The organism is Streptomyces sp. NPDC059853, from assembly GCF_042731495.1.
Lineage (GTDB): Bacteria > Actinomycetota > Actinomycetes > Streptomycetales > Streptomycetaceae > Streptomyces.
In genome coordinates, this window is sequence record NZ_JBHWJL010000004.1 from 1 (window position 1) to 25220 (window position 25220).

Sequence of the window (25220 nt, forward strand, 5' to 3'; positions counted from 1 at the left end):
GGACAACCCTGTCCGGCCGCCACGCCCGGACAGCCCGGACAGCTTGTCCGGATCGCCTACGCCCGGCCAACAACCTCGCCTACCGTTCCCACATCAACCCGGCAGGAGAGCCCCATGCACACCCCGCCCGCCGCGCGCCGCCGCCACGCCCAGCTCATCGCCGCCGCCACCCGGCTCATCGCCGGCTGCGCCCAGGCCGCCAGCGAGATCTACGACCCGATCGCCCGCAACCCCGGCCAGGACGTCGAGGTGAATGCCCGCGAACTGCTCCTGCTGGCCTCCGGGGCCCCCGCAATCCTCGACCACGCCCGGAACGCCGACTGCGAACGGTGGCCGGAGGAGACCGCCGTCGAGGATCGGAACACCTTCCGCGCTCACGCCGAGCGCGCAGTCCTCGCCGAGGCCGCCGCCGTCCTGGACACGGAGCCCGCCGGCGAACCGGTGGCATGGCCGGCCGGAGTCCCCGAGATCACCCCCGAGCACGACGCCGCGATGGCGCCCATCGCCGCCGCCGAGGAACTGATGGCGGACATCACCGCGGAGCGCGTGCAGCTGCTCGCCCACGCCCACGACGCCCACCCCAGCGAGATCGTCGCCGAGGCCATCACCCAGGCGTCCGGCTCCGCATGCCTCGCCCTCGCCCAGGCCGAGGACATCCTGACCAGCGACCCGTCCGCCGCCGCCGAGATGGCCCTGACCGCAACCCGGTACCTGGCCGACCTCGTCTCTGTGGCGTCACTCGACGTCTAGCCGGCATCTGCCGGCCGCCTTCCATCCCTGAGCCGCTGCCAGACCGGCCCAACGGGATGCCCCTCGACTCCAATCGGATTGGGGTACGCCACGAAAGGCCAATCCTGCCCATCGAGCGCGGACAGTCGCGCCAGTGCCCGACCCAGTCGCGCTGCGCACCTCTCCCACTCCTCGAAATCCTTGTCGAGACGGCGCTCAAGTACCGACTTCGTCTCAGTGCCGCACACGCAACGGATCCTGCGCTCGTCCGCCTCCAGCTCTTCCCCCACGCGGTCAATCAAGCGCCTGGCTTCATCCACGTTCGGAGGATCCTTGCGCAGAGCGCTCCTCGCCTCAGATAGAGCCGCGGAGTACCCCAATCCCCAGACGAACCGATTCCACCCAGGGCAGAACTCGTCCCAGGCGCGCCTTGCATCTGCTGCGGCTTCGGTCGCCTCCGACCAAGCGGCGGACAACTCCTCCTCCCGATCCCGCTTCTCCGCAGCTCGCCGCCGCTTCCGCTCACCCGGAACAACCAACCGGCTATGAAGCCTGTGCATCGGCTCCATCAGGACATCCCGCGCAGGGCCATCAGGCAGGCCCTCCTCGCGGATCTGCTTCAGAGTGCTCCGGCGCCCCCAGCTCCGCCCGAGGATCGCGGAGAGGATTGTCGACACCGCAGCCGTCGCCAGTGGCAGCCATGTGCTCATGCTCATCCGCGCAGCATCCCGTGCAGGTTGGGACATGCGGCGACATCCGGCCACTCCTGTCACTACCCGCTGTGGCCATGTGGTGGCTGATACGCAGCTATCCGTGACGCTGCGCAGCGGATACTCTCGTGAGCCAGGACTATTGCGCAATAGTTCTGACTCACGAGAGAGAGGTGCGGCTGATGGATGACCGCCACGTGAAACGCTACGAGGACCTCGCCGCGACCCTGCGCCGCCGGATCGAGGATGGCACCTACCCGGCGGGGAGCCAGCTGCCGACCGTGCAGCAACTGACCGAGGAACACGGCGTCGCCGTCGTCACGGTGCAGGCCGCGCTGCGCGCCCTGCGGCGCGAAGGGCTCGTGGACAGCGGCCAGGGGCGGCGGTCCCGCGTCCTGGGGAAGCGGGTCATTATCAGCCATTCTGCGAGCTATCTGGCCCAGGATGGCGACGGCCGGCAGAGCCTGACGTGGGCGCAGCACATGGCCAGCCTCGGCATGCGCGGAGACCAGATCCTCGGGCACGTCGGCGAGGCGCCGGCGCCGGAGGACATCGCGGAGCACCTGGACGTGGAGCCTGGCGATCCGGTGATACTGCGCGGCCGGGACATGATCGCGGACGGCGAGGTCGTCGAACTGGCGGACTCCTGGTACCCGCTGGGCATCGCGTCCGGCACGGGCCTGGCGCAGCGGCGCCTGGTGCGCGGCGGTCTCCCGGCGGTGCTCGCCGAGCGCGGCCTGCGGGCGGTGGAGGTCGAGGAGATCGTCACCAGTCCGGTGCCGGGGCCGGAGGCGTGCGAGAGGCTGCGGATCACGCCGGACGACCGGGTTCTCTGCAAGGTGCGCGTGTACTACGCGGAGGAGGGCCGGGCGGTGGCCGTGGACGTCAGTACGATGCGGGCCGACCGGCACGAGCTGAGGTATCGGCTGCCGGTGCACTGATGCTCTGACCTGCACAGATGAGGGCGGACCATCATGGTCCGCCCTTTTCGCATGCCCGATTACCGGACACTATTGCGCTACGGCTTGACTATTGCGCAATACCTGTCCAGGATGGCCTACATGACCTACCGAGAGCGATCGGTCAGCTACACCCCGCTGACCGTCACGCAGGTATCGGGGCTGCTGGGCATCTCCCGGCGCACCGTCCTCCGTGAGATCCAGCGGGGCAACCTGGCCGCCGTGAAACCGGGCGGCATGTACCGGATCGACCCCACCGACTACGCGGCTTACCGCGAGAAGTGCCAGGTCATCCCCACCAGCTGACCGGCCAGCTCCCGGGAAAGGGAGCGGCCCCGGAGGCGCGGCTACGCCTACCGGGGCCGGTGATCAACAACCCCATCCAGCGTGAACAAGGAGTGATCGTGGTGGAGCTTAGTCAGTCCACCCAGACCCCCCCCGGGCGGGGCCCCCCCCGCCGGCGGCACCACCTGGTCCCCGGCCCCCTGGGCCCACGCCTCGGGCGCGTCCTCGACACCATCACCGGCACCCGGCAGAAGGGTGGCCGCCGTGGCTGAGCAGGACCTGCGCGACTACCGCAACGCCGCCCCGCAGCGCGACCCCCAGGCCGTCAAGGACGGCGTGCGCAACGCCCAGGCCAGCGGGTCGTCCACCGGCTCGGCCGCATCGCAGGGGGCCCGGCGATGACCACCATCGACCGCGCCGGGGACATCGCCCGGCAGTCCATCACCTGGCACGCCTACGGCGCCGAGGTGACCGGCGAGCAGGTCGCCCGCCACCTCGACGCGGCCCGCGCGCGGATCGCCGAGGTCGGCTGGCACCCCAGCGGGATGACCACCTCGCTGTTCGGTCAGCTCACGGCCGCCGCCGAGCGGGGACGGGGGACCGCGTCCACGCGCTTCGTCGCCGGACTCGTCATCACCAGCGTCCTCCGTGCCCGCACCGGCGCCCGCCTCGCCTCGCACGAGGTGTGGGAGCGGGAGACCGGCCGCACCCCCGAGGACGTGCAGCAGCTGCTGCTCGACGCCGCCGCCGTCGCCCGCGACGCCGGACCCAAGGGGGCCTCCCGGTGACCGCCCAGCAGCAGCCCAAGCCCGCCACCGGCGGCCAGAGCAACGGCGAGGGCCAGACCCTCGCCGAGACCCTCATCCGCCGCTACGGCGACCTCATCAAGCGACAGACCGGAGGCAACTGACATGGCGAACCAGTTCCCGAAGACCTGCGGGACCTGCGATGGCTGGGGGACCGTCGTCGCCCCCGGCGGCAAGGGCATCAAGCCCTGCCCGACCTGCGCGAAGTAGTCACCCCCGAGCCGTCCGGCCCCGCCACCGGGGCCGGGCGGCCACCCGCCCGCCAGCTGTGTAGGCCGCACCCCGCCCCCTCCCCTGCCTGGGTGCGGTCCACAGAGCCGACGAGCCACCACCCGACCACCCACGCACCAGAAAGGGCGCCCGATGGAGCCCGGACAGACCCCCGCCCAGCCGGGCACCGCGCCGGCCGAGAACCCGTACCTGCGATACCGCACCGAGCGGCGCGAGTGGCAGGTGCCGTACTCCGCCGACGGCGTCCACTTCGAGATGGTCAATGCGCGCGAGGACGTGCGTGTCCCCATCCCCCCGCGGGACTGGGACCTGATCGTCCTCCGCCTCATCACCGCGGCGGTCTACGTCATGCTCGCGGTCACGCTCATCTGGTCCGTCGCCAGCATCGGCGGACTCCTCAGCGGCCTCACGTGGACCCCCATCGCCTACAGCGTCGCTGTCGGGTACGACCTCTCGTGGATGGTCTGCCTCGGCCTGGAGTGGCTTGCCCGCTACGACGAGCGTAAGCGTCGCGCCCCCTTCTGGGCAGGCAACGTCTTCCTTGTCGTCTCCTTCGCCGGTGTCATCGTGCACGGCCTGAGCAAGGTCAACTCCGCATGGATTGCGACGCTCGGAGCCCTCATCTGTGTCATCTCGAAAGCTCTGTGGATGCTGCTCATGCACCACACCGCGATGCCCTTGAGCGCCGAGAACCGGCAGTGGATGCGTGGCCGCAGCGGCAGGATCGGAGCCCGCCTGGCGATGGCCAGCCACATCCGCACCATGGCGCGGATGGAGGCCAAGGAGCGTGCCCTGATGCTGGCCCTCGGCGCGCCCGGACAGCTCCCGGGCATGCAGTCCGGGCAGGCGGACAGCCCGATCCCGACCGCCGGACAGGCCCCGGCTGCACCGGTGCTGACCTCGGCGGACACGCGTCCGGACACGGCCCCGGCACTGTCCGGACCGGTGCCCCCCGTGCCCGCCCCGCAGGTGCCCCAGCCGCCGGCCGTGCCGAGCACACCGCCCCAGCCGACCCAGCCGCCCGCGAACGACGAGCAGGACCAGGAGCAGAAGCGGTACGAGGTCGTGCCGATCGAGCGGGGCAACCTCACCGCCGCCCTCCGCAAACTCCTCGCGGCCGGCATCACCGACCCCACCACCGCGCACCGCATGGTCGTGGAGGCCGGCCTGCACGACGCCAAGGCGGACAGCGTCAGCCGCACCATGCGCCGCCTCCAGCGGAGCGCCTGATGTGGCGTCGACTCCTCGCGCGCTTCACGCGCCGCCGCGCCCCGGAGGAGCAGCCCACCGTGCGGCTGCTCCTCCCCGGAGCCCCACCGCCCCCGCCGGCCACCACGCCCGGCCCGCTCCCCTCCCTGCCGCCGGACATCACCCGGCTCCAGAACCCGGCCCCAGCCGACCCGGCCGCCCCCGACCACACCGAGATCGCTCTCGGCCGCGTCCTCCGGGACCGCGGCGTACACCCCGGAGGACGCCCCCGATGACCACCCACCAGCAACCGCCAGGGGACTGGCTGGACGAGCTGTACGACGGCCCCGGCGCCACCCCGCTGGAGTACGCCGCCCGGCCCGCCCTGCCGCCCGGCCCCACGACGAGCAGCGGCCCGGTCGAGGGGCGCCTCATCCCGCCGGCCCCGACCGAGCCGCCCCGGGCTCCCCACCCGGGTCCGGTCGCCCCGCCCGGCACGGCGGACCTCCCGCCCTGGCGGGTGCCCGACACCCCGCCCGCCCCGGCTCCCCCGCCGCCACCGCCCCAGCAGGTCGTCGCGCCGGTCGTGCTCCCCGAGAACCTGACGATCGAGCTGCGCTGGGAGGACCCCCCGCCGCCGCCCACGAACTGGCAGAGGTTCAAGACCTGGGTCAAGACCCGGACGCACCCGGTCAGCACCCTCGCTGGGATCGGGCTGGCGTTCGTGCCGATCCCCGAGGTCGGCTACGGCGCTGCGGCGATCTGGGGCTCTCTTCTCCTGCGGATCCGGGGGGCAGCGGGCGCCGATTGGGGCTACGCCGCCGCCATCGCCGCCATCGTCGTCGCCTCTGCGTGGGCCTGGTGCATGCGGGACGTCGAGATCGTCCGCATGGAGTGGCCCCGCGTCCTGCTCACCCGATTTGTCGTCGCCACTGTGGCGGTCGGCGCCCTGTCCGTCATCCACCCCTGGGATCCCATCCAGGTCCTCACCGGAGTAGCACAGTGACCACCGACCAGCTGACCTACGGCGGCGGCGCCGTCGCCCTCGGGATCATCACCGTCTTCCTGATCCTTTGGTGGGTCAAGGACAACCACAAGATCACGAAGGCGCTCGGGATCGCCGCTCTGCTGTCCGTCGGCGCCCTCTTCACAGTCTGCACCGGCGGTCTCCTCGGCCTGGCCGCTGGCGTTGCAGCGCAGGGCACCAACCAGGCCGGCCGCATCGCAGCTGGTGGAACCGGCGCACTCGACGGCGACATCGCCACAGCGTCCACCCAGCAGTTGACCGGCGGCGCGGCCATCATCCTCGTGGTGCTCCTGGCCGCCTTTGCCATCAACATCTACCTGGCCAAGAAGTCGGGGGACATGCTGCGCATGGCGAGGAACGTTCTCCTCCCCGTTGCCGGGGCCGCGCTCGCATTCTCAGCCGGTGGCGCCGAATTCCTCAACGACCACCTGTACAGCTGGCTGAACGACTCCGGTCAGCCCCTCGATGACTGGCTGAACGGAGCGTAATGACCACCATCGGACTGCTCCTCGTAGTCGTCGCGCTCGTCACGGCATTCGCTTTCCAGCGGAAGCTCGTCACTGCCATTTCCGTGCGCATCACGGTGGGCGGCGAAATCATCACGCGCAAGTTGCGCCGAGCCGTTATCCGCTGGGCCCGGTGCGAGCCAAAGCCGGAAGCGGAGGAGGCAAAGGAAGGCAAGAGGAAGCGCGGCAAGAAGAGCGAAAGCAAATCCTCGGGAGATGTCGCGAATTCCAAGTCTGAGGGAATCGCGTCTCCGGCCAATGCAGCGAGCGACGGGGGAGAAGGCGACACCAAGAAAGACCCCGACGAGACCAAGGCCGAGCGTGCCTTTGAAATTACCCTTCGCGTCGCGCTGCTCCTCGGCCTCGCATATGCCGCTTTCCGCGTCTTCGTCGCCTGGCCCTGGATCGGGGTCGTGCTGTCCCTGCTGTGCGGCATCGCCGCCTGGGTGGCCGGCGCCCCCGACGAGGACCAGGAGCAGCGCCCGGTCGACGACGACATCGAGACGCCGGGGGACCGCGAGATGAGCCCCCGCGAGGAGCTGCTGCGCTGGCTCCGCGACACCATCGGCGACGACAACGGTATCCACCTCCGGGACCTATACCCCCTGCTGGCCGAAGCGCTCCCCTCAGACACCCCGGAGAGCAGCCTCACCAACCCGGCTCTGCGGGCCATGCTCGACCATCACCAGATCCCCATCCGTGACCGCATGTCAGCGCGGGGCGTAGACGGCCGCACGGGGGTCCACCGAGGGGACGTCGAGGAGGCTCTGCGGGAGCTGCTCCAGGCGCTCCCCGCCCCCACCGAGAGTGCCCCCTCTCCTGACCACTCTCGGGCCACTCTCGGGCGGCCTGACCTGCGGAAATCTCGGGACCCGAGAGGGGCCGAGAGTGGCCGAGAGAGGCACTCTCGGACGTCCGAGAGCGGCCCCGGGAGGGGTGCCAGCCCGGACTTCAGCAGCGGCCTCGTGCGGCTCTGAGACCGACCTCACTCACCCCGTGCAATCGAGCGTGCACACCCGCCCGTCCCGCTCGTAGACGCTCATGTAGAGCCCACAGATCGGAGCAGATCATGACCCCCAGGGCCCTGGAGCGTCTCGCGCTCGGCGCCCTCCTCAACACCACGTTCGGCGCGCTGCACCCCCTGATGGACCACTGGGCGCAGCGCGGCGAGGACGCACGCCTCAAGGGCCTGCACGGCCGCCAGCTGGTGCACGCCGACGGCACGCCGGCCACAGGTGAGGAGAGCCGGCCGACGATGACGGCGTCCGCGTGCGGGCGTCGGGCCGCGGCCCGACACGTCGCCGGATACACGCTCGGGCAGGTCGCCGGCACGGTGGCCGTGACCCGCGCGCTCGGATATCGCGTACCGCCCGGACGGCACCGAAGCCGGCTGGGCCGGAATGATCCAGCAGCAGACAGGAATGACCGCCCAGCAGGCGCGGGACACCGCCGAGGCCCGAGTGCGAGCTGAGGCGCCGGCGGGGACGGTCATCGTCTCGTCCACCGCCAACTAGTCGCCCGGGGCGGGCGGGTGCCTGCAAGCTGCCGCCCGCCCCGGAGCCCCGCCCAGTACCGCCGTACAGAGAGCAGGACAGCCCATCATGGCAGCACCCATCATCGTCGGCCGCGCCCCCACCTGCGGCAGCTGCGGCAGCCCCACGGTGCGTGACAGCGCGGGACGGTGGGCATGCCCCAAGGAGCAGCAGAGGGGGCGGTGAGCATCAACACCGAAGAGGAGATTGCAATGCCCAAAGACGTGATGTCCGCCGAAGACGCCAGCCGACTGCTGGAGGCCGCGCACGACGTTGACCCCCAGACCGGGCACGTCGTCGAGCAGCTGCTGGACGGGCAGCGCCTCGGGCAGGCCCTCGACAGCGGCGCCTCCAGCGAGGCGCGCTGACAGCCCGGCAGACCTGAGCCGATGAGGGGCCCGCACCATGCGGGCCCTTCTTCGCGCCCCGTACACGGCGGTACGGTCCCCACGGCCGCCCGGAGCGGGCGGCACCCTACGAGAGGACAGCGCGATGAGTCTGCCGATCGAGATCACCCAGGTCCGCGACCTGGAGGCGAAGTTCCCGAAGAAGCCCAGCGAGACGCCCACCTACGTACTGACGCTGCTCCACCAGCCCAAGAAGGGCGCCCCCATCCACCTCGCGACCATGCGGAGCGCCGGCCCGCTCCCCTCCCCCGTCGACGGGGAAGACATCGAGGTCCACGGCGAGACCCTGACGGTCGTCCGCTCCACCCAGGCCATCGGCCGCGACACCAAGACCGGAGCGCCCATCGTGCGCACCGAGCTGCTCGTAGACGCCGCCTGACCACCCCAGGTCACACGCCGGTCACGCCCGGCTCATATACGCCCACGCTCCGCGCACGATCGGGCACGATCCCCCTGCACATACCGTCTCAGCCCACCTCAGCAGGGGGATATCCCACGATGACCAGACACCGCGCCGCCGCCCTCGGCCTGGCCGCCGCCGTACTCCTCGCCGGCTGCTCCTCCAACAGCGACGACGACACCGCCGACAACCCGCCCGCGGCGCAGGACGCGGACGCCGGCTCGGACCCCCAGACCGAGACGGCCGACGACAGCGCCCAGCCGGACGGCGCCGCCGCCGGAGACCTCTCCCCCGGCGACACCTACACCTGGGACGACGGCCTGGCGCTGACGATCGGCCAGCTCACCGAGCACACCCCGACCGGCGAATACGACTTCGTGCCGGACGGCGAGATCGCATTCACCGCGACGTTGACCCTCGTCAACGGCGGCCAGGAGCCGGCCGACCTCGGCGAGCTGTCCATCACCGCAGACGGCATCACCGCCGGCGGCATGCTCATGGGCATCCACCTCGACGGCGTGACCGAGCTGCCGTCCGGCCGACTCGCACCCGGCGCAGAGACCGACCTCACCATGGCGTGGACGATCGACGAGGCCGAGCAGGGCCGGGACGTCGCGATCGCTGTCCTGCGGGTCACCGGGACGCTGCCGTCGGAGACCCCGACCTGGTCCGGGACGATCGCCGCCCCGTAGCGCTACGCTCAGCACCACACGCCGCCGCAGGCGGACGGGCCCCACTGACCGGCCCGTCCCGGCCGCTGCGAGACGTCGTGCACGCGCCGAGACCGCGGATCTCGTGCGCGCAGTGGGCCCGGACGGGAGAAGTCTGTCCGGGCCCACTGGCCTGTGACGGTCGCTACACTCTGCGTATCGCGCCCGGAGGCACCCACCCCTCGCGAGCCTGCCCCGCCGCCCCCCGTGCGGGGCAGGCACCCCCGCCTCGTACACGCCCATACCCTGCTGATCAGGACACCCGCAGGGAGGGAGGGAGGGGGCGACATGGCCAGCAAGGCGCAGCGCGACAGAGCGCTGGCCCGCGAGGTGCGCGTGGTCGAACTCCGGCTCCAGGGGCACTCATTCGACGCGATCGCGCGGGAGCTCAAGTACGCCGACCGTGCCGGTGCCCACAAGGCGTTCAGCCGCGCGATGCGCGCGGCGTTGGAGGAGCAGGCCGCGGACCGCGACGAGCTGGCCCAGGCCGAGCTGGAGCGCCTGGACTGGGTGATCCGCTCCATGGCGCCCGCCCTGGCAATGGGCGACCACCGGGCTGCGCAGGCCATCCTCGGGGCGATCGACCGCCGTACCCGCCTGCTCGGCCTGGACTCCCCGCAACGCGCCGAGGTGACGATCCACGAGCCGCCCGGCACCGAGGCGGAGCGGCAGCAGCGGCTCGCCGCCGTCGCCGCCGAGCTGATGCGCCGCGCGGAGGCCGGCGGCGGGCCGCTGGACGACGAGGCGCTGCTGTCCGGACCGCGCCCGGACGAGTCCGGAGAGGGCGAGTCGTGAGCGCTCTGACCAGGGCGGACAGGGTGTCCGGCTGTCCGGACAGCGTCGCGGACATGTCCGACGCCGAGTTGGACGCCGAGCTGCGGCGCCTGGCCGCGATGCGGGACCCGGCCACCATGGGCCTGTACCTGCACCGCCACGATCCGGGCGCGTTCCGGATCCGCGCTCACCACCGTCTGATCGCCTCGCACCTCGCCGAACTCGGCCCAGAGCGCGACCGGTTGCTGATCGTCACGCCGCCGCAGGTCGGCAAGTCGACGCTCGTCAGCGAGTTGTTGCCGTGGTGGTGGCTCGCCCGACGGCCCCGCGACCGCGTCGCCATCACCTCCTACGCCGCGAGCCTCGCGCTCAAGAAGTCGCGCACGGTGCGCCGCTGGGTGGGCGAGCATGGGCGCGAGTTCAGCCTGCGGCTCCAGCCCGGTGACTCCGCGATCTACGACTGGTCGCTCACGACCGGCGGCGGCGTCCGGGCCGCAGGGGTTGGCGGCTCGCTGACCGGCTTCCCGACCACCGGCGTGGGCATTGTCGATGACCCGCACAAGGACCGCCAGGAGGCCGAGAGCCCGCTCATGCGCGACCGGGTGTGGGACTGGTGGTCATCCGTGTTCTTGAGCCGCCTCCGGCCGGGCGTGCCCGTGGTCATGGTGCTCACCCGCTGGCACCAGGACGACCTCGCCGGGAGAGTCCTCGCCCAGGAGGGACGCGTCGAGGACGGCGGCCGGTGGCGCGTCGTGCACCTGGAGGCCATCCACACCGGCCGGCATGGCCCCGACCCTCTCGGCCGTGCCCTGGGCGCGCCGCTCACCCACCCGGCGATCGACGACGGAGACCAGGCGGCGCTCGCCGCGCACTGGGCGGACAAGCGCCGCACGTCCACGCCGCGCGACTGGGGCGCCCTGTACCAGGGCGATCCGCAGCCAGCCGAGGGCGCGCTGCTGTCCTACGACCTGCTGATGGCCCGACGCTGCTCCAGCCCGGCCGGGGCGCAGCGCCGCGCTGTGGCCGTGGACCCGTCCGGCGGCGGCCGGGACACCGCCGGCGTCGTGGCCGGCTACCTCGGCGCCGATGAGCGGCTGTACCTCACGCACGACCGGACCGGCGTCATGTCGTCCGATGCGTGGTCCCGCGCCGCCTGCGCGCTCGCTGCGGAGACCGGGGCGCAGATCATCTACGTGGAGCGCAACTACGGCGGCGACATGACCACCCTCGCGATCCGCACCGCGTGGGACGCGCTCCAGCGCGAGGGCACCATCCCCTCCGACCTGCTGCCGCCCTACGTGCAGCCCGTCACCGCGCGCACCGGCAAGCTCCTGCGCGCTGAGCCGATCGCGCAGCAGTGGCAGGAGGACCGAGTGCGGACCGCCGGGGCTGGCGGTCCGCTCGTCGAGCTGGAGCAGGAGTGGGCGACGTGGCAGCCCGGCGCCGCCTCCCCCGGCCGGATCGACGCCTCCGTGTACCTCGCCTACGGGCTGCTGCGGCCCCCGTCCACCGCACAGGCCATCAGCTCCCCCGCTGGCATCTCCCTGTCGCAGGCCGCCAGTTCAGGCCGCTCGGGCGGCGGCCTCGGCGCCGTGCGGCTGCGATAGACGCCCGAAGGGCTGCGCGTACACGCACATACCCTGCCGTCTGTGAGCACCGCAGACATCTACCTCATCGTCACCGGCGTCCTCAGCGTCGGCGCCGCCGCCCGGCTGACGCGCCTCGTCGTGGACGACACCATCACCGCGCCGATCCGGGACGCCATCACCACGCGGGGCAGCACCCGCGGCGGCACCTGGGCGTGGGTCAGCAAGCTGATCACCTGTACGTGGTGCGCGTCGATCTGGGTCACGGCCGGCGTCGGCGCCGCGCACTGGCTGGCCGGGGACACCCGCCTCTACCTGTACGTCGCCGCCGCCCTCACCGCCTCGTGGCTCGTGTCGATCGCCGCGCAGTGGCTGGACGCGCCGCCGCCGGTCCGGCAGCACGAGGTAGCGCCGCTCCAGGTGACGCACCAGCACGTCATCACCGACCGTCGCCGCTGAGCGGGGAGAGGAGCACCATGGCCTGGCCCTGGAGGCGATCCCGCCCCCGCCCGCCCATCGACCCCGGCGACGGCGCCGTGCAGCGGCACGAGGTCGACGGCGCGCTGCTCGCCTCAGCCGCGCTCGTGTCCCGCAGGCAGGTCCGCACCGTCCTCGGCCAGCGCCAGCCGTGGCAGGCCGAGGCGTGGGACTTGTACGACCGGGTCAGCGAGATCAAGTCCGGCACCCGGTGGGCGAGCAACGCCTGCTCGCGGGCCCGGCTGTACGTCGGGCGCGTCGACCCGGACGGCAGCTCGGAGCCGGCGCCGATCGACGCGCAGGACGAGGACGAGGACCAGGAGCTGGTGGCGCAGCTCCTCGCGCCGCTGAACGAGCTGGCCGGCGGCCAGGACGGGCAGTCCGAGATGCTGCGGCGGATGTCCATCCTGCTCGATGTCCCCGGTGAGATGTACCTCGTGGGGTACGACGACGAGCAGCTGGGCCGCCGGTGGGTCGTCGCCTCCCCCAGCGAGATCCAGTCGGGCGGGGGCGGCCGAATCCACCTCGCCAGCCAGGAGATCCCGGGCGCGCAGATCAGGCTGCACCTGGACTCTGCATCGGTGATCCGGATCTGGCATCCGCACGCGCAGTGGGCTGCCCGGCCCGACAGCCCGATGCAGGCCCTCCTCGACCCGCTCCGGGAGCTACAGGGCCTGTCCGGTCACGTCATGGCCACCACGGACTCGCGCCTGGCGGGCGCCGGTCTGCTGCTGGCGTCGCAGGACGTGGTGCCTGCCAAGATGGGGCAGTCCGAGGGAGTCAACCCGGCGCACGGTGGGGCCCTCGCCCAGGTGCTGCTGGAGGCCATGGCCACACCGCTCAAAGACCGCGACTCGGCTGCGAGCATCGTGCCGCTGCTGCTCACCGCCCCCGGTGACGTCAAGGACAAGGTGGAGCACCTCACGTTCGCCACCGAGCTGGACACTCAGGTGCTGCCGCTGCGGGAGTCCGCGATCCGCCGCGTCGCCGTCGGGATGGACATGCCGCCGGAGCAGTTGCTGGGCATGGGCGACATCAACCACTGGGGCGCTTGGCTGATCGAGGCCAGCGGCATCAAGTTGCACATCCGACCCAAGCTGGGGCTGCTGTGCCAGGCGCTCACATCTCGCTGGTACCGGCCGTCTCTGCGCGCCCTCGGCGTGGACCGACCCGAGCAGTACGTGATCTGGCACAACACGGCGGCGCTGGAGCGCCGCCCCGACAACGGGCTGGAGGCCGCGCAGGCGCACGAGCGTGGGCTGCTCTCCGACATCTCGTACCTGCGGGCCCTCGGCTACTCCCGCGACGACATGCCGGACGACGCCGAGCAGGAGCGGCGCACGCTGCTGCGGATCGCTCTCGCGCACCCCCACCTGGCGCCCCCAATCCTCGCCGAGCTGGGCATCACCGTGCCGGGCCTCGCAGAGGCCGCCGCCGCCATGCCGCGCCGCACCACCACAACCGCCCCAGCCGCACCGGCAGCTGAGCCGCAGCTGTCCCGACCCGGGCCGCCCGCCTCATGACCGCCGTGACCGAGCAGGCCGCAGCGGACTGGCGCCGCTCGTGCCTGGACATGGCGACCCGCCGGGCGCTGGAGCGCGCCGGCCAGTGGCTGCTGCACTCCAGCGGCCGGCCCCTGCGCGGCCGGTACCGGCACGTGCCGCTGCACTCCATCCACGTGCACGTGCTGGCGCAGCCCAGCAACCTTGACCGCATGCTGCACGGCGCCTACCGGGAGTTCACCGCGGCGACGCCGGGCGAGGTGGCGCTGCACCAGTCCGTCGACCAGTACGTGCGGGCCCTGATCCTGGCCCGGGAGGAGCACCGCACCGAGTACCTCGACACAGTGATCCGCCGCGCCGAGCGGCCCGAGGCCGTCGCCGAGGCCGAGATGTACACCGCGGTGCGCGAGGCCGTCGGCGAGTACCTGGACGCCGTCCGGGCCGGTGTCCTCGGCCTCGGCGCGCTCACCGCCGCTGGGGAGCCGGCCGGGCCTCCGGACTGGTCGGCGTGGCCCGACGCCTCGGTGTGGGCCCGGATCGTGGAGCGCCTGATCGCGCCGGTGCAGCGCCGGATCTGGGAGCGCGCCTACCGGCAGGCCGCGCCGGACGCCCCCGCCGGGGCCGAGCGGGGCCCGAGCGAGGACCTGCGCCCCGCGCTGGTCGAGCGGCTGTCCGGGCTGCCCCGCCGGGTGTGGGACCGGCTGAGGGCAGCAGCCGGCACCGGGCTGGCGCGCGGCGAGCAGCTGCCCGAGTTGCGGGCCCGCCTCGCGCAGCAGGCCACGTTGGAGGAGTGGGACGGCTCGGTGCGCACGATGACCCGCACCGAGACCATGTCCGCCCTCAACTCCGGCGGCCTCGCGGCGGCGATCAGCGAGCAGGACCGCACCGGCCGCATCTGGACCAAGACCTGGGTGGCGACCCGGGACGGGCGCACCCGGCCGTCGCACGCCGCCGCGCACGGCCAGACCCGGCCCGTCAGCGAGCCGTTCGATGCCGGTGGTGCCCGGCTCCAGTACCCGGGCGATCCGCTCGCTCCGCCCGGCGAGACCGTCAACTGCCGCTGCACCGCCACCTACCGCCTCTCACCTGGAGGATCTGCACGATGACCCAGCGCACGCACTGGCAGTCTCTGACGGCCGCCGCGTCCCCCATCGAGGTCGCCGACGACGGCACGTGGAGCGGCCCCATCACCTGGACCGGCACCTGGTCGGCCGACGGGCGGCAGCTCGCGGCGCTCGACGGCGAGGTGCCGGTCCGGCCGCTGCCGCTGCCCGTAGCCGTGCAGTGGCACCTGGCGCAGGGCCACGACGGCGCCGAGGTCGGCCTGATGCGCCTCGATGAGGTGTGGCAGGACGGCGACGCCATCATGGGCCGGGGCGTCATCGACATGCAGGACCCGCGCGGCCCCGAGCTGGCCCGGAAGATCCGCGAGAAATTCATGAGGTTCGTCAGCGCCGACGTCGACGACGTGGAGGCCCGCGACGTACCGATCGGCCCCGACGGGGACATCCTCGACACCGAGACGTTCGACGGCACCGTGCCCGCCGGCCAGCTGTGGACTCGCTGGCGCATCATGGGCGCCACGCTCCTCGCACACCCCGCTTTCCCCAACGCCCACATCGACGTTGACGAGGCTGTGGCCGCCCCGGAGCCGGAGGCCGCGCCGGTGCCCGTGGAGGTCGAGCTGACCGCCGCCGCAGAGCTGGCAGAGGACGACGAGAGCGACGGCCAGGAGCCGGTCGCGGCCGGCCTCGTCATCAAAGCGGCGGACACCGGCCGTGTGCTGATGCTCCAGCGGTCCCTGGACGACGAAGACGACCCGGCGCGCGGGACATGGGAGTTCCCCGGCGGCGGCATCGAGACCGAGGAGGGCGAGGAGCCGCTGCACGCGGCGCTCCGCGAGTGGCAGGAGGAGACCGGCGCGACCCTGCCGGAGGACCTGCCGATCGTCGCCGAGTGGCTGTCGGAAAACGGGGTGTACGCGGGCTTCGTGGCGGTCGTCCCGACCGAGGACACGATCGACATCAACCTGGACCACGACGGCAGGTCCTCAACCCCGACGATCCCGACGGCGACCACATCGAGGTCGTCGCCTGGTGGGATCCGGCCGAGCTGCCCGACATGCCAGCTCTCCGCGAAGAGGTACGCGCCACCCCATGGCACCTCATCGCCGAGGCCAGCATCACCAAGGAGCCGGACGACGGCCCGGGCGACGACGTGCCCGATGGTGAGCTGGGCGGTGCCCTCACAGCGGCGGCGGCCCGGCTGGACGGCTGGACCCCGCCCGCCGCGTGGTTCGCGGACCCGCAGCTGCCGGGACCGCAGCCCATCACCGTGGACGACGACGGGCGTGTCTCCGGGCACCTCGCAGCGTGGCACGTCCCCCACCGCTCCTACCCCGGGCGCGACATCACCGCGCCCCGCTCCAGCACCGGATACGCCGCGTTCAACTCCCGGCCGCTGGCGACCGCTGACGGCCTGGTCGATGTCGGCCTCATCACCATGGACACCGGGCACGCCGGCCTCCAGCTCGGCCGGCAGCAGGCCGCGCGGCACTACGACGACACCGGCACCATGGCCGCTGTTGTCCGCGCCGGTGAGGACGCGCACGGCATCTGGCTGGCCGGGGCCGTCCTGCCGTGGCTGACGGACGAGCAGCGGATGCGGCTGTCCCTGTCCAGGTTCTCCGGCGACTGGCGCAGCGAGGGCGGGGCGATGGAGCTGGTGGCCGCGCTCGCCGTCAACACCGAGGGATTCCCCGTGCCGTCGGGACCGTCCGGTGACCGGGAGGAGTACGCGCTGATCGCTGCCGGGGCGCTGCCCAGCAGTCAGCAGACCGCGCGCGTGACGGCCGCACTCGACGCCGGGCGGCGCCTCCAGGCGTGGCAGGCCGCCCGGTCGATCCGCTCGCCCCGGATCCTCGCCCTGGCCGCGTCCGCCGCTGGCCCGGCCGACCAGGAGGACGACCTACCGCCCCTGGACGGCATCGAGCCGGACCCCGAGGCCCTCGCGGCCCTGAACTGGGTGGACGACGTGGGCGGCTTGCCGCGCTACATCCGCCGGATCGCGGACCACCTGATGCGGGAGGGCCGCACCGAGTCCCACGCCATCGCGATCGCCGTCAACGCGGTCAAACGCTGGTGCCGGGGCGGCGGCAACGTGCAGGCCGACACCCGCGCCAAGGCGTGTGCAGCCGTCGCCTCGTGGGAAGCGAAGCGGGCGCGCGCCCGCGCGTCCTGACACAAGCCCCTGCGGACGCAGGAGAGATGAGGAGACCCCTATGGGATGCAGCAGCTGCGGCGGCCGGAGCGCCGCCCGCCCCCTGTCCGCCAGCGGCCAGCCCGTCGCGTGGCGGCACTACCAGCCGTCCGGTGGCTCGGTCGACTACCTGGACGAGGCCCGCGCCGAGCGTGCCAAGACCGCGCTCGGCGGCACCGTCGTGAAGGTCGACACCCGGACGGGAGCACCCATCGCATGATCGACCGCCACCCGGCCGCCGTGCGGGCCGCTGTCGCCGCGGCCGAGTGACCAGCGCGTACACGCATATACCCTGACACTGCTCTGGCTGGTTGGTGGACCGAGAGCTCGTGACGACCCCTGTCTGAGGACTGGACCCCATGAGCTTTCTGACCGATCTACTTGCCCGCCTCGCTGACCTGCCCGAGGACCAGCGCGCCGACGCCGTGCGCGACGCGCTGACCTCGGCGGCCGACCTCGACACCGGCGCCCTGAGCGCCGATGTCTTGGCCCGTTTCGGCGCCGCCCGGGAGGCTGGCCTCACCTCCGATGAGGACATCGCCGCCGCCGAGGTCCTGGCCGTCGTCGCCGACGGCATCCAGGCCCACGAGCAGGCCAGGGAGGCGCGGCAGGAGCAGCTGGCCAGCGTGACCTCCCGCATCAACACCCTGGTGCCGCCCGCCACCGAACCGGCCGCCGAGCCCACCGGGACGGACCCGGCTCCCGCCCCGGCTGAGCCGGTGGCCGCCGAACCGGCCCCGGCGCCGCAGGCCGTGGCCGCCTCGGCTGTGCGGCCCTCCCCCGCGCCGATCCCGCTGGGCCGCGTGCCGTCCACCCCGCCGCCCGCCGAGACGACCGAGCTGGCCCGCGAAACGTACTCGCTGGTCGCCGCCGCCGATGTGTCCGTCGGCGCCTCGACCTACCAGGCCGGTCTGAAGCTCGACGGCCTCGTCGACTTCGGCGCGATCTGGGGCGAGCGTATGCGGGCCGTTCTCGGCAGCAAGGGCCGCGAGCGCCGCCAGGTGCCCATCGCGCGGATCCAGCGGCACAGCCCGGCCGAGCTGACGATCAACGACGCCACCGACCACGTGCGCGGCCAGGAGGTCATGCGGCTGGCAACGGACGAGACCCGGCTGAAGGGCGGCAGCCTCACCGCAGCAGGCGGTTGGTGTGCTCCCTCGGAGACGTTGTACGACCTGTGCCCGATCAGGATCAGTGATCAGGGCATGGTGTCGCTGCCGACGATCACCGCCCCCCGGGGCGGAATCCGCTATCCGGCGGACTTCGATTGGGCGTCGCTGTGGGGGTCGATCGGCTTCCACCAGACCGAGGCTGAGGCAATCGACGGAGTCGAGAAGCCGTGCTTCGAGATCCCGTGCCCGGACGACTTCATCGAATGCCGCCTCGACCCGACCGGCGTGTGCCTTCGCACGCCGATCCTGTCCGAGCGGGGCTGGCCCGAGCGCATCGCCCAGTTCACGCAGGGTGCTCTGGCCATCCACGCGCACCAGATGAACGCGTGGAAGCTGAGCCGGATGGAGTCCCTGTCCACGGCGGTCACGATGCCAGCCGCAGGCGCGCCGGATCCGCAGGCCGCCGTCGTCGACCCGCACGGCCCCGGCGCGGTCGAGTCGATGCTGTCGCAGCTCGAACTGCTCGTGCAGCACTACCGGTACCGGGAGCGGCTGTCCCAGACCGAGAGCCTGGAGATGATCGCCCCGTACTGGCTGCGCGGTATCCTCAAGTCCGACTTGAGGAAGAAGCTGGGCGTCGATAACCGGTGGTCGATCAGCGACAGCCAGCTGGACACCTACCTGCGTAGCGTCGGCGTCTCTCCGCAGTGGGTGTACGACTGGCAGGACGCCTATAGCGACGGTGACGAAGCCGGATTCGGTGGTGTGATCCCCACCGTGTGGCCCTCTGAGGTCAAGATCATGCTGTACCGGGCCGGCGCATTCTTCCAGCTCCAGTCTGACGTGATCAGCCTCGACGGCGTGTACGACGCCGCCAGCCTCTCGCAGAACATGTACACCTCCCTCTTCACCGAGGAAGGCATCCAGGTGTGCAAGCGCTGCGGTGACTCCTACGTCATCACCATCCCGCTGTGCCCGTCCGGCCTGTCGGGCGGCGTGCAGTCCGTGACCTGCGTGACGTCCCCGGAGCCGGAAGCGCTCGCGCCCGCGGCCTGACCCTCCCCCTGATCAGGCGGCCCGGAGAGCGCTGCGGCACTCGCCCGTCCCCCGGCGGTGCGTGCCGCGTGCGGTGTCCGCTCCCACCCTCTCCGGGCTGCCGCCCCGTCGACCAGCGCGGAGGCGCTCATGTCCACTCCCACACCGGCCGCGCCGCGCGCGGAGGTCGCTCCGCCGCCGCTGGAGCCGTACAGCTACGGCCTGCTGTCCGTCGCCCGCGTCATGTCAGGCGAGGGCCGGTGGCAGGTCGGCGGTGTCGAGTACCCCACCGACGCGTGCGCTCAGGGCGGGTCGGTGCCCGGGTCGTGCCCGGTGCCCGAGGGCGGCGGCGAGGAGCGCACCGCTGTCCTGACCGCGACACCGGGCGGCGGCGACGGCACGGGCGGGTACGGGGTGCTGGTGGTGCCGGCCGCCCCGGACTCCACCACGGGTGTGGTGCTGGTCGCTGACGAGCATCTGCCGGGCCCGGTCGATGTCGAGGTCGTGCCGCCCGGCGAGCTGGGCCTGATGCGCATGCAGCTCCAGCCCGGCCAGCGGCACGAGCTGGCGACACCGGCCGACGGGCTGTGGCGCCTGTCGGTCGGCGCCGGGGACTGCCCCGAGGTCGGCTGGGAGGTGCCCTACGCGACCGGTCAGGAGGCTCTCGCGGGCTGCCTGACGATCGCCTACCCGGTGGTGTGGTCGTCGGCGGCGGACAGCGAGACCGCGGTGACCTACGAGGTCCACGATGCCGGCACTCAGGAGGTTGTGGACCGGGGCACGGTCGCTCCGGGCGAGACCCGGCCGCCGGTCGTCTACCCGTCGCCCGCCAGCTACGAGTTGACGTTCCGCATCCCGGGCGCCGGCAACACGGTGGAGGGGCAGCTGTCGCTGCCGGGCGGCACACTGACGCAGGATCTGCTGCTGGTCACCCCGGCCGGCTCGTCGCATGACAAGCCGGTCGGCGGCGGCCTGGACTGGGTGACTGGCGCACCACCGTTCACGGTGTACTCCCGTGCCGAGTGCAACCGGGTCGGGTTCCCCGAGGCGGCAGCCGTCGCTGAGAGCCGCCTGCGCCTCATCGAGGAGCGCGAAGTCGAGAAAGCCTTTTCGCTCTACCTGGGGACGCTCACGCACCGACTGCCACTCGGCGAGGACCCGGTGCCGCTGCTCGTGGCGCTCGGCGCGCTGGAGCAGGACGCCGCCCTGCACTACGCCGGCGCCCCGACGCTCCACGCCCCGCGCTGGACGCAACCGGCGTGGACGCGCCTCAGCCTCGTGGAGCCGGCTGGGCCGATGATGCGCACCGCCCTCACGAGCCGGGTGGCGTTCGGCGGCGGCTACTACGACGACCCACGCGCGCCGCTGCCGCCCGCCCCCGCCAGTGGCGAGTTCTGGTTGCTGGCGACCGGCACGGTCACCGCCCGCCGCAGCTCGCCCTTCACCCGCGAGGCGTTCGATCCGCCGACCAACCGTGCGCTGGCGATCAGCGAGCGCACCTACGCCCTTGACCACGACTGCTACACCGCGGCCGTCCTCGTCTCCCTCGGAGGTACCCCCTGATGCCGCCCGTCATCTACCCGGAGCCCGGCGAGCGTCTGCCCGCGCTGGTGCGCCGCACGCTGGCCGCTCTGCCGGCCGATCAGCGGCACCGCGTCACGGTGGTGACCGGCGGCACCCGGTACGGCCTGGACGTGCCGCCCGGGGCTCCGTCGGTGCCCGGTGCCGACGGGCCCGGACCGGAGACCGCCGCCCCCTCCATCCCGGAGGGGAGCGGGCAGCACGCGCCGCCCGATGCTTCCGAGCCCCAGCTGGCCGAGGGCCTCTCGGCCGACGCCGACGACGAGACCCCCGTCGACGCCCTGACCGTCCCCGACCCGACCCCCCGCAAGACCAGCAGCGGCAAGCGACGCCGCACGAAGGAGTAACGGATGCCAGCCATTGAGTGCCCGTCCCTGGTGCGCGGCGTCGTGCTGCGCGCGACCCGCCTGGACCCGTGCGGCCGGCCGATGTACGGCGACTGCAACCAAGTCGTGTCCAAGGGGTTCATCTCGGTTCAGATGTCTCCGCAGACCGAGGAGGGGGAGTCGATCACCGTGACTAACGCCGCGGGCGAGACGTGCGTGTCGGAGGCCCCCTGTACGCAGATCTCCAGGATCAACACCACGATCGAGTTCTGCGCCGTCGATCCCGACCTCGTCAACATCCTCAATCCCACGTATGAGCCGTACCTGGACTGGCAGGGCAACACCATCGGTTGGGACACCCCGGGCCGCCTGACCTGCGACCAGGGGTTCGCGCTGGAGGTGTGGACCGGGACCGCGCGCTCCGACGCCGCGTGCAGCGGTGGAGGTGGTCAGGGCTCATGGGGCTACCTGCTGCTGCCGTGGGTCATCGGCGGCGCCGAGGGCGACCTGAACGTCGGCAACTCCGCGCTCACGTTCACTTTCAACGGCAGTACGAAGCTCGGCCACGGCTGGCGGCGCGGCCCTTACGCGGTGCAGGCAGGCGAGGGCGGCGTCCCGTCCCCCATGCTCCAGCCGATCGCGCCGGACAAGCACCGGCGATTCTTCGTGACGTCGATCCGGCCGCCGGAGCCCGAGTGCGGGTGCCAGCCGGTGGACCGCCCGACGCCGGACCCGGCGGACCTGGAGGTCACGGGCATGCCGGGCGAGTCGCCGCGGCGCACGGTGCGCCTGAGGGCCGACAACCACGGTTTCGGACCGGTCGTCATCAACTGGGGCGACGGCTCCGCGCCGCAGGAAGCACAGGATGGCGCGTGGGTCACCCACACCTACACGACGGACGGCGACTACACGATCAGCGTCGCCGACAAGGAAACCCCGGTCGTCACCGCAACCCGGGACATCACCGTGCCGATCCCGGCGGATGAGCCGACGGTGACACTGACCGGCCCCGACCCGGACAACCGGTACACCGTGGCGGCGACGGTGACGCTGCCGCCGCAGGCCGCCCGCACGGCGACGCTCGACTGGGGCGACGGCTCCGACGTCCAGGAGGTGACCGTCGGCGAGGACGGCACCGTGACGGTGCTGCACACCTACACCGTGCCGGGCGTGTACACGGTGACGGTGCGGCGTGGCGACATCAACACCTACCGGGGTCGGTCGGCGATCCGCGTGCCGGTGACGGAGGCCCCGGACGCCACCGTCGCCGTCGACCCGGAGGACCCATCGGGTCAGAGCGTGGTCCTCACCTACGACAACTCCGGGCGCGGGCCGGTGAGCATCACGTGGGGCGCGGGCGGCACTCCGCAGCAGGCGGAGGAGAGCGGCACGGCCTCGCACACCTACGCGCAGCCCGGGGACTACGTGATCCGGGTGCAGTCCCTGGGGGACCCGGCGGCGGCCACCCAGGTGCCGGTGACGGTGCCGATGGATCTGCCGGCGGAACCGCTCACCGTGACGGTGGCGGGCGACAACGCGGACCCCACCGGCATGACTGTGACGGCGGCGGTTGACAACAACGGCCAGGGGCCGGTGAGCATCACGTGGGGCGACGGCCAGGAGGACACCGGAGTCACCGGATCGGCGACGCACACCTACGCGGCAGCCGGCACCTACACGGTGACCGCCACGGACGAGGACGATCCGGCCCGCACCGGCACTGCCGAGGTGACGGTGCCCGTCGAGGTCGAACAGCCGGCGCCGGGCGTGACGCTCGCCCAGGACCCGGACGACGCCACCGGCATGACGGTGGTCGCAACGGTCGACAACGGCCTGTTCGGGCCCGTGACGGTGGCCTGGGGCGACGGCGAGGAGAGCACCGACGTGCCCGGTGACGGAACCGTCTCCCACCAGTACGCCGAGGAGGGCACCTACACCGTCACCGTGACCGACGAGGACAACGCGGCGGCCCCGGCGGGGACGGCGACCGTCACCGTGCCCGTGGGCGGCTGACGCATCATCTCCGCCGCCCCGGGGGCGGGCTCTTGGGCTGGGACTCTCCGGACCCCGGGGCGGCGGGCTCATCACACCAACAGGGGGCACATCACATGGATGAGGTCCGGGACGACGACAGCCCGTGCGGGCCGTGGCCGGTCGACCTGACGTGCTGCCCCGGCTGGCCGGAGGACCCGGCCGACTGGCAGCCGGAGCACCACCTGGCGGTGGAGATCGCCACCGACGTGCTGTGGCGGCTGACGGGCGGCCGGTACGGGTTGTGCGAGGAGCTGATCCGGCCGTGCCGCACGGCGTGCTCTTCGGGGCGCGGCGGGGCGCTGGCGTGGGGCGCGGGCGGGCTGCTCTCCCCGACGCTCGGGCCGGGCGGCCGGTGGACCAACGGCGGCGGGTGTGGCTGCCGGTCGGGCTGCTCGTGCCGGCCGCTGTGCGCGATCGACCTGCCGGGGCCCGTCCATGAGGTGCTGGAGGTCCGGCTGTCCGGGCATGTCCTCCCGGTGTCCGCGTGGACTGTCCACCGTGTCCCCGCAGGTGGGAGGCTTGTCCGGACAGACGGCGGGTGCTGGCCGGACTGCCAGGACATGACGCGTCCGGACACCGATCCGGACACGATGTCTGTCCGCTACCTCATGGGGCGCGACGTGCCGGCAGCCGGGCGGCGCGCCGTCGGCCAGCTGGCGTGCGAGATCTACAAGCAGTGCACCAAGTCCAGCGGGTGTGCTCTCCCCGCCGGGGTGAAGACCGTCACGAGAGAGGGCGTGTCCTACGAGATCGTGCCGCCCGGGGACTGGCCGGAGACGCTGCGCATGCACCTGCCGCAGGTGTGGGCGTGGGTGCAGCTCGCCGCCCCGCGGCCCGGGGCGACCCGGCCCGCGCTGTACTCCCTGGACCTGCCGGGCCCGCCGCTCGCCACCCGCTACCGGCCCGGAGGCCGCCCATGACCACCCCCACCGAGCAGTTGCTGCCGGGCGACGCCGACCCGCTGTGGGGACCGGTCCTGACCAGCCTCACCACCTGCCTGTGCGCCACGCTCACCGCCGCCGGACGGCCCGCCTGCGCCTGCTGCCTCGTGTGGGGCGCCTCCCCGCCCGCGCACGACTGGTGCGATTGCGACTGCGGCGACGGCAGCGGCCAGGCGTGGGTGCGGCTCGTGCGCCTGGACCCCATCACGGACTACGGCGCCGACAGCGCCGGCCGGTGCGGAGCATGGCGGATGCGCGCCGTCATCGAGGCAGGCATCTCCCGCTGCGTCGCCGTCGCCGGGCCGGACGGCTCCGCCCCGGACTGCGAGCAGCGCGAGACGGACGCACTGTCGGCGCTCGCCGACGCGCGGCTGCTGCGGCAGGCCATCGCCTGCTGTGACGCCCTGGCCGACCTCCGCGTTGAGCCGGACACCATGCGCCCGACGGGCCCGCAGGGCGGGTGCGCGGGCGCCATCATGCAGATCACCGTGGAGGCGTAGATGTCCGGACCCACTGCTGTGGTGCTCGTCGTCGGCATCGGCGGGCTCGTCATGATCGTGGCGATCCTCGCCGGAGTCGCCGCCTGGCGGCACGTCAAGGTTGCGCAGATCGAGCAGGCCCCGACCCGGGCACGCCGATGAGCAGCCGCGTGCGCGTCGACCTGGACGAGGCCGCGATCGCCCGCGACCTCGGCGTGGACGGTCGCGTCGGCGACCTGGTCCGGCAGGTCACCGCCGACGTGGCCGCCGCCGCCCAGCGCCGCGCGCCCGTCGTCAACGGGCAGCTGCGCGCCTCGATCCGTACCTCCGTGACCGGCACCGGCACCGAGGTGCGGGGCGAGGTGTACACGCCGCTGGAGTACGCCCGGTACGTGCATGAGGGCACCGGCATCTACGGGCCCGCCCGCCGGCCGATCCGGCCCGTGCGCGCCAAGGCCCTGTCGTGGCGCGGCCCCGGCGGCAGGCGCGTGTTCGCGGCCGAGGTCCGAGGGCAGCGCCCCAACCCGTTCCTGCTGGATGCCCTCATGGAGGCGTCGCCCTGGCCCGTCACACGCGGCAGTTGAGCGGCGCGTACACGCACATACCCTGCCGGGAGCAACGATTC

The 25220-nt window shown here is 72.7% G+C and carries 31 protein-coding genes; all 31 read left to right on the forward strand.

From position 1 onward, the window contains the following. The first annotated feature begins 114 nt into the window (after nucleotides 1-114). The 31 genes from ACFV5N_RS00745 (at nucleotide 115) to ACFV5N_RS00895 (ending at nucleotide 25179) form a co-directional block, all read left to right on the forward strand. Complete coding sequence (locus ACFV5N_RS00745) at nucleotides 115-750, forward strand: hypothetical protein (protein WP_385592264.1); 636 nt, start codon at nucleotides 115-117, stop codon at nucleotides 748-750. Nucleotides 751-1621: 871 nt separating this feature from the next. After that, complete coding sequence (locus ACFV5N_RS00750; RefSeq protein ID WP_385592266.1) at nucleotides 1622-2380, forward strand: GntR family transcriptional regulator; 759 nt, start codon at nucleotides 1622-1624, stop codon at nucleotides 2378-2380. Between the two features lie 120 nt (nucleotides 2381-2500). After that, nucleotides 2501-2704: a helix-turn-helix domain-containing protein gene (locus ACFV5N_RS00755; protein ID WP_385592268.1), complete on the forward strand. Its 204-nt coding sequence runs from the start codon at nucleotides 2501-2503 to the stop codon at nucleotides 2702-2704. Nucleotides 2705-2947: 243 nt separating this feature from the next. Beyond that, a complete protein-coding gene (locus tag ACFV5N_RS00760) occupies nucleotides 2948-3085 on the forward strand; it encodes a hypothetical protein (protein ID WP_385592270.1) in 138 nt (45 codons plus the stop codon). Next, complete coding sequence (locus ACFV5N_RS00765) at nucleotides 3082-3471, forward strand: hypothetical protein (RefSeq protein ID WP_385592271.1); 390 nt, start codon at nucleotides 3082-3084, stop codon at nucleotides 3469-3471. Before ACFV5N_RS00760 ends, ACFV5N_RS00765 begins: the two co-directional genes overlap by 4 nt. Next, nucleotides 3468-3593, forward strand: coding sequence for a hypothetical protein (locus ACFV5N_RS00770; RefSeq protein ID WP_385592273.1), 126 nt, complete (start codon nucleotides 3468-3470; stop codon nucleotides 3591-3593). The genes ACFV5N_RS00765 and ACFV5N_RS00770 overlap by 4 nt, the downstream gene beginning before the upstream one ends. Before the next feature lie 259 nt (nucleotides 3594-3852). Further along, complete coding sequence (locus ACFV5N_RS00775; protein WP_385592275.1) at nucleotides 3853-4950, forward strand: hypothetical protein; 1098 nt, start codon at nucleotides 3853-3855, stop codon at nucleotides 4948-4950. Then, nucleotides 4950-5204: a hypothetical protein gene (locus ACFV5N_RS00780; RefSeq protein ID WP_385592277.1), complete on the forward strand. Its 255-nt coding sequence runs from the start codon at nucleotides 4950-4952 to the stop codon at nucleotides 5202-5204. The genes ACFV5N_RS00775 and ACFV5N_RS00780 overlap by 1 nt, the downstream gene beginning before the upstream one ends. Continuing rightward, nucleotides 5201-5914, forward strand: a complete 714-nt coding sequence (locus ACFV5N_RS00785; RefSeq protein ID WP_385592278.1) for a hypothetical protein — start codon at nucleotides 5201-5203, stop codon at nucleotides 5912-5914. Before ACFV5N_RS00780 ends, ACFV5N_RS00785 begins: the two co-directional genes overlap by 4 nt. Further along, nucleotides 5911-6423, forward strand: coding sequence for a hypothetical protein (locus ACFV5N_RS00790; RefSeq protein ID WP_385592280.1), 513 nt, complete (start codon nucleotides 5911-5913; stop codon nucleotides 6421-6423). The genes ACFV5N_RS00785 and ACFV5N_RS00790 overlap by 4 nt, the downstream gene beginning before the upstream one ends. After that, a complete protein-coding gene (locus ACFV5N_RS00795) occupies nucleotides 6423-7418 on the forward strand; it encodes a hypothetical protein (protein WP_385592281.1) in 996 nt (331 codons plus the stop codon). The genes ACFV5N_RS00790 and ACFV5N_RS00795 overlap by 1 nt, the downstream gene beginning before the upstream one ends. A gap of 92 nt (nucleotides 7419-7510) precedes the next feature. Beyond that, nucleotides 7511-7912 carry a hypothetical protein gene (locus ACFV5N_RS00800; RefSeq protein WP_385592283.1) on the forward strand — a complete coding sequence of 134 codons (402 nt, stop codon included), beginning with the start codon at nucleotides 7511-7513 and terminating at the stop codon, nucleotides 7910-7912. A 273-nt stretch (nucleotides 7913-8185) separates the two neighbouring features. Then, nucleotides 8186-8341: a hypothetical protein gene (locus ACFV5N_RS00805; protein ID WP_385592285.1), complete on the forward strand. Its 156-nt coding sequence runs from the start codon at nucleotides 8186-8188 to the stop codon at nucleotides 8339-8341. Between the two features lie 124 nt (nucleotides 8342-8465). After that, entirely contained in the window at nucleotides 8466-8759 is a 294-nt protein-coding gene (locus tag ACFV5N_RS00810; protein WP_385592287.1) for a hypothetical protein, read from the forward strand. Nucleotides 8760-8878: 119 nt separating this feature from the next. Further along, nucleotides 8879-9472 carry a hypothetical protein gene (locus ACFV5N_RS00815; protein WP_385592289.1) on the forward strand — a complete coding sequence of 198 codons (594 nt, stop codon included), beginning with the start codon at nucleotides 8879-8881 and terminating at the stop codon, nucleotides 9470-9472. A 306-nt stretch (nucleotides 9473-9778) separates the two neighbouring features. Further along, nucleotides 9779-10285, forward strand: coding sequence for a hypothetical protein (locus ACFV5N_RS00820; protein WP_385592290.1), 507 nt, complete (start codon nucleotides 9779-9781; stop codon nucleotides 10283-10285). A gap of 53 nt (nucleotides 10286-10338) precedes the next feature. Further along, a complete protein-coding gene (locus ACFV5N_RS00825) occupies nucleotides 10339-11871 on the forward strand; it encodes a terminase large subunit domain-containing protein (protein WP_385592291.1) in 1533 nt (510 codons plus the stop codon). 42 nt (nucleotides 11872-11913) lie between these two features. Next, complete coding sequence (locus tag ACFV5N_RS00830; protein ID WP_385592293.1) at nucleotides 11914-12309, forward strand: DUF1360 domain-containing protein; 396 nt, start codon at nucleotides 11914-11916, stop codon at nucleotides 12307-12309. 17 nt (nucleotides 12310-12326) lie between these two features. After that, on the forward strand, nucleotides 12327-13850 hold the full coding sequence (locus ACFV5N_RS00835; RefSeq protein WP_385592295.1) for a hypothetical protein: 1524 nt from the start codon (nucleotides 12327-12329) through the stop codon (nucleotides 13848-13850). 5 nt (nucleotides 13851-13855) lie between these two features. After that, nucleotides 13856-14935, forward strand: coding sequence for a phage minor head protein (locus ACFV5N_RS00840; protein WP_385592296.1), 1080 nt, complete (start codon nucleotides 13856-13858; stop codon nucleotides 14933-14935). After that, nucleotides 14932-16476: an NUDIX domain-containing protein gene (locus ACFV5N_RS00845; protein WP_385592298.1), complete on the forward strand. Its 1545-nt coding sequence runs from the start codon at nucleotides 14932-14934 to the stop codon at nucleotides 16474-16476. The genes ACFV5N_RS00840 and ACFV5N_RS00845 overlap by 4 nt, the downstream gene beginning before the upstream one ends. Continuing rightward, entirely contained in the window at nucleotides 16404-17069 is a 666-nt protein-coding gene (locus ACFV5N_RS00850) for a hypothetical protein (RefSeq protein WP_385592300.1), read from the forward strand. The genes ACFV5N_RS00845 and ACFV5N_RS00850 overlap by 73 nt, the downstream gene beginning before the upstream one ends. 40 nt (nucleotides 17070-17109) lie before the next feature. After that, a complete protein-coding gene (locus ACFV5N_RS00855; protein WP_385592301.1) occupies nucleotides 17110-17307 on the forward strand; it encodes a hypothetical protein in 198 nt (65 codons plus the stop codon). 139 nt (nucleotides 17308-17446) lie between these two features. Beyond that, a complete protein-coding gene (locus ACFV5N_RS00860; RefSeq protein WP_385592303.1) occupies nucleotides 17447-19255 on the forward strand; it encodes a major capsid protein in 1809 nt (602 codons plus the stop codon). Nucleotides 19256-19384: 129 nt separating this feature from the next. Beyond that, nucleotides 19385-20797 carry a hypothetical protein gene (locus ACFV5N_RS00865; RefSeq protein ID WP_385592305.1) on the forward strand — a complete coding sequence of 471 codons (1413 nt, stop codon included), beginning with the start codon at nucleotides 19385-19387 and terminating at the stop codon, nucleotides 20795-20797. Then, a complete protein-coding gene (locus ACFV5N_RS00870) occupies nucleotides 20797-21162 on the forward strand; it encodes a hypothetical protein (RefSeq protein ID WP_385592306.1) in 366 nt (121 codons plus the stop codon). Before ACFV5N_RS00865 ends, ACFV5N_RS00870 begins: the two co-directional genes overlap by 1 nt. 3 nt (nucleotides 21163-21165) lie before the next feature. Further along, on the forward strand, nucleotides 21166-23154 hold the full coding sequence (locus ACFV5N_RS00875; protein WP_385592307.1) for a hypothetical protein: 1989 nt from the start codon (nucleotides 21166-21168) through the stop codon (nucleotides 23152-23154). A gap of 95 nt (nucleotides 23155-23249) precedes the next feature. After that, nucleotides 23250-24095 (forward strand): hypothetical protein, encoded by an 846-nt coding sequence (locus ACFV5N_RS00880; RefSeq protein ID WP_385592309.1) that lies wholly within the window; start codon nucleotides 23250-23252, stop codon nucleotides 24093-24095. Beyond that, entirely contained in the window at nucleotides 24092-24616 is a 525-nt protein-coding gene (locus ACFV5N_RS00885; RefSeq protein WP_385592311.1) for a hypothetical protein, read from the forward strand. The genes ACFV5N_RS00880 and ACFV5N_RS00885 overlap by 4 nt, the downstream gene beginning before the upstream one ends. After that, the gene (locus ACFV5N_RS00890) at nucleotides 24617-24757 is read left to right on the forward strand and encodes a hypothetical protein (RefSeq protein WP_385592313.1); all 141 of its coding nucleotides are present in this window, start codon (nucleotides 24617-24619) and stop codon (nucleotides 24755-24757) included. Continuing rightward, entirely contained in the window at nucleotides 24754-25179 is a 426-nt protein-coding gene (locus ACFV5N_RS00895; RefSeq protein ID WP_385592315.1) for an HK97 gp10 family phage protein, read from the forward strand. The genes ACFV5N_RS00890 and ACFV5N_RS00895 overlap by 4 nt, the downstream gene beginning before the upstream one ends. The last annotated feature ends 41 nt before the right edge of the window (nucleotides 25180-25220 follow it).

Bases quoted from the DNA above. Each gene is read 5' to 3' on its own strand.
- ACFV5N_RS00810 (WP_385592287.1), top strand. From the start codon at position 8,466: ATGAGTCTGCCGATCGAGATCACCCAGGTCCGCGACCTGGAGGCGAAG.
- ACFV5N_RS00800 (WP_385592283.1), top strand. From the start codon at position 7,511: ATGACCCCCAGGGCCCTGGAGCGTCTCGCGCTCGGCGCCCTCCTCAAC.
- ACFV5N_RS00860 (WP_385592303.1), top strand. From the start codon at position 17,447: ATGAGCTTTCTGACCGATCTACTTGCCCGCCTCGCTGACCTGCCCGAG.
- ACFV5N_RS00890 (WP_385592313.1), top strand. From the start codon at position 24,617: ATGTCCGGACCCACTGCTGTGGTGCTCGTCGTCGGCATCGGCGGGCTC.
- ACFV5N_RS00775 (WP_385592275.1), top strand. From the start codon at position 3,853: ATGGAGCCCGGACAGACCCCCGCCCAGCCGGGCACCGCGCCGGCCGAG.
- ACFV5N_RS00845 (WP_385592298.1), top strand. From the start codon at position 14,932: ATGACCCAGCGCACGCACTGGCAGTCTCTGACGGCCGCCGCGTCCCCC.
- ACFV5N_RS00815 (WP_385592289.1), top strand. From the start codon at position 8,879: ATGACCAGACACCGCGCCGCCGCCCTCGGCCTGGCCGCCGCCGTACTC.
- ACFV5N_RS00885 (WP_385592311.1), top strand. From the start codon at position 24,092: ATGACCACCCCCACCGAGCAGTTGCTGCCGGGCGACGCCGACCCGCTG.
- ACFV5N_RS00755 (WP_385592268.1), top strand. From the start codon at position 2,501: ATGACCTACCGAGAGCGATCGGTCAGCTACACCCCGCTGACCGTCACG.
- ACFV5N_RS00820 (WP_385592290.1), top strand. From the start codon at position 9,779: ATGGCCAGCAAGGCGCAGCGCGACAGAGCGCTGGCCCGCGAGGTGCGC.
- ACFV5N_RS00855 (WP_385592301.1), top strand. From the start codon at position 17,110: ATGGGATGCAGCAGCTGCGGCGGCCGGAGCGCCGCCCGCCCCCTGTCC.
- ACFV5N_RS00825 (WP_385592291.1), top strand. From the start codon at position 10,339: ATGTCCGACGCCGAGTTGGACGCCGAGCTGCGGCGCCTGGCCGCGATG.
- ACFV5N_RS00870 (WP_385592306.1), top strand. From the start codon at position 20,797: ATGCCGCCCGTCATCTACCCGGAGCCCGGCGAGCGTCTGCCCGCGCTG.
- ACFV5N_RS00785 (WP_385592278.1), top strand. From the start codon at position 5,201: ATGACCACCCACCAGCAACCGCCAGGGGACTGGCTGGACGAGCTGTAC.
- ACFV5N_RS00805 (WP_385592285.1), top strand. From the start codon at position 8,186: ATGCCCAAAGACGTGATGTCCGCCGAAGACGCCAGCCGACTGCTGGAG.
- ACFV5N_RS00895 (WP_385592315.1), top strand. From the start codon at position 24,754: ATGAGCAGCCGCGTGCGCGTCGACCTGGACGAGGCCGCGATCGCCCGC.
- ACFV5N_RS00850 (WP_385592300.1), top strand. From the start codon at position 16,404: ATGGCCGCTGTTGTCCGCGCCGGTGAGGACGCGCACGGCATCTGGCTG.
- ACFV5N_RS00875 (WP_385592307.1), top strand. From the start codon at position 21,166: ATGCCAGCCATTGAGTGCCCGTCCCTGGTGCGCGGCGTCGTGCTGCGC.
- ACFV5N_RS00795 (WP_385592281.1), top strand. From the start codon at position 6,423: ATGACCACCATCGGACTGCTCCTCGTAGTCGTCGCGCTCGTCACGGCA.
- ACFV5N_RS00835 (WP_385592295.1), top strand. From the start codon at position 12,327: ATGGCCTGGCCCTGGAGGCGATCCCGCCCCCGCCCGCCCATCGACCCC.
- ACFV5N_RS00880 (WP_385592309.1), top strand. From the start codon at position 23,250: ATGGATGAGGTCCGGGACGACGACAGCCCGTGCGGGCCGTGGCCGGTC.
- ACFV5N_RS00780 (WP_385592277.1), top strand. From the start codon at position 4,950: ATGTGGCGTCGACTCCTCGCGCGCTTCACGCGCCGCCGCGCCCCGGAG.
- ACFV5N_RS00745 (WP_385592264.1), top strand. From the start codon at position 115: ATGCACACCCCGCCCGCCGCGCGCCGCCGCCACGCCCAGCTCATCGCC.
- ACFV5N_RS00765 (WP_385592271.1), top strand. From the start codon at position 3,082: ATGACCACCATCGACCGCGCCGGGGACATCGCCCGGCAGTCCATCACC.
- ACFV5N_RS00865 (WP_385592305.1), top strand. From the start codon at position 19,385: ATGTCCACTCCCACACCGGCCGCGCCGCGCGCGGAGGTCGCTCCGCCG.
- ACFV5N_RS00750 (WP_385592266.1), top strand. From the start codon at position 1,622: ATGGATGACCGCCACGTGAAACGCTACGAGGACCTCGCCGCGACCCTG.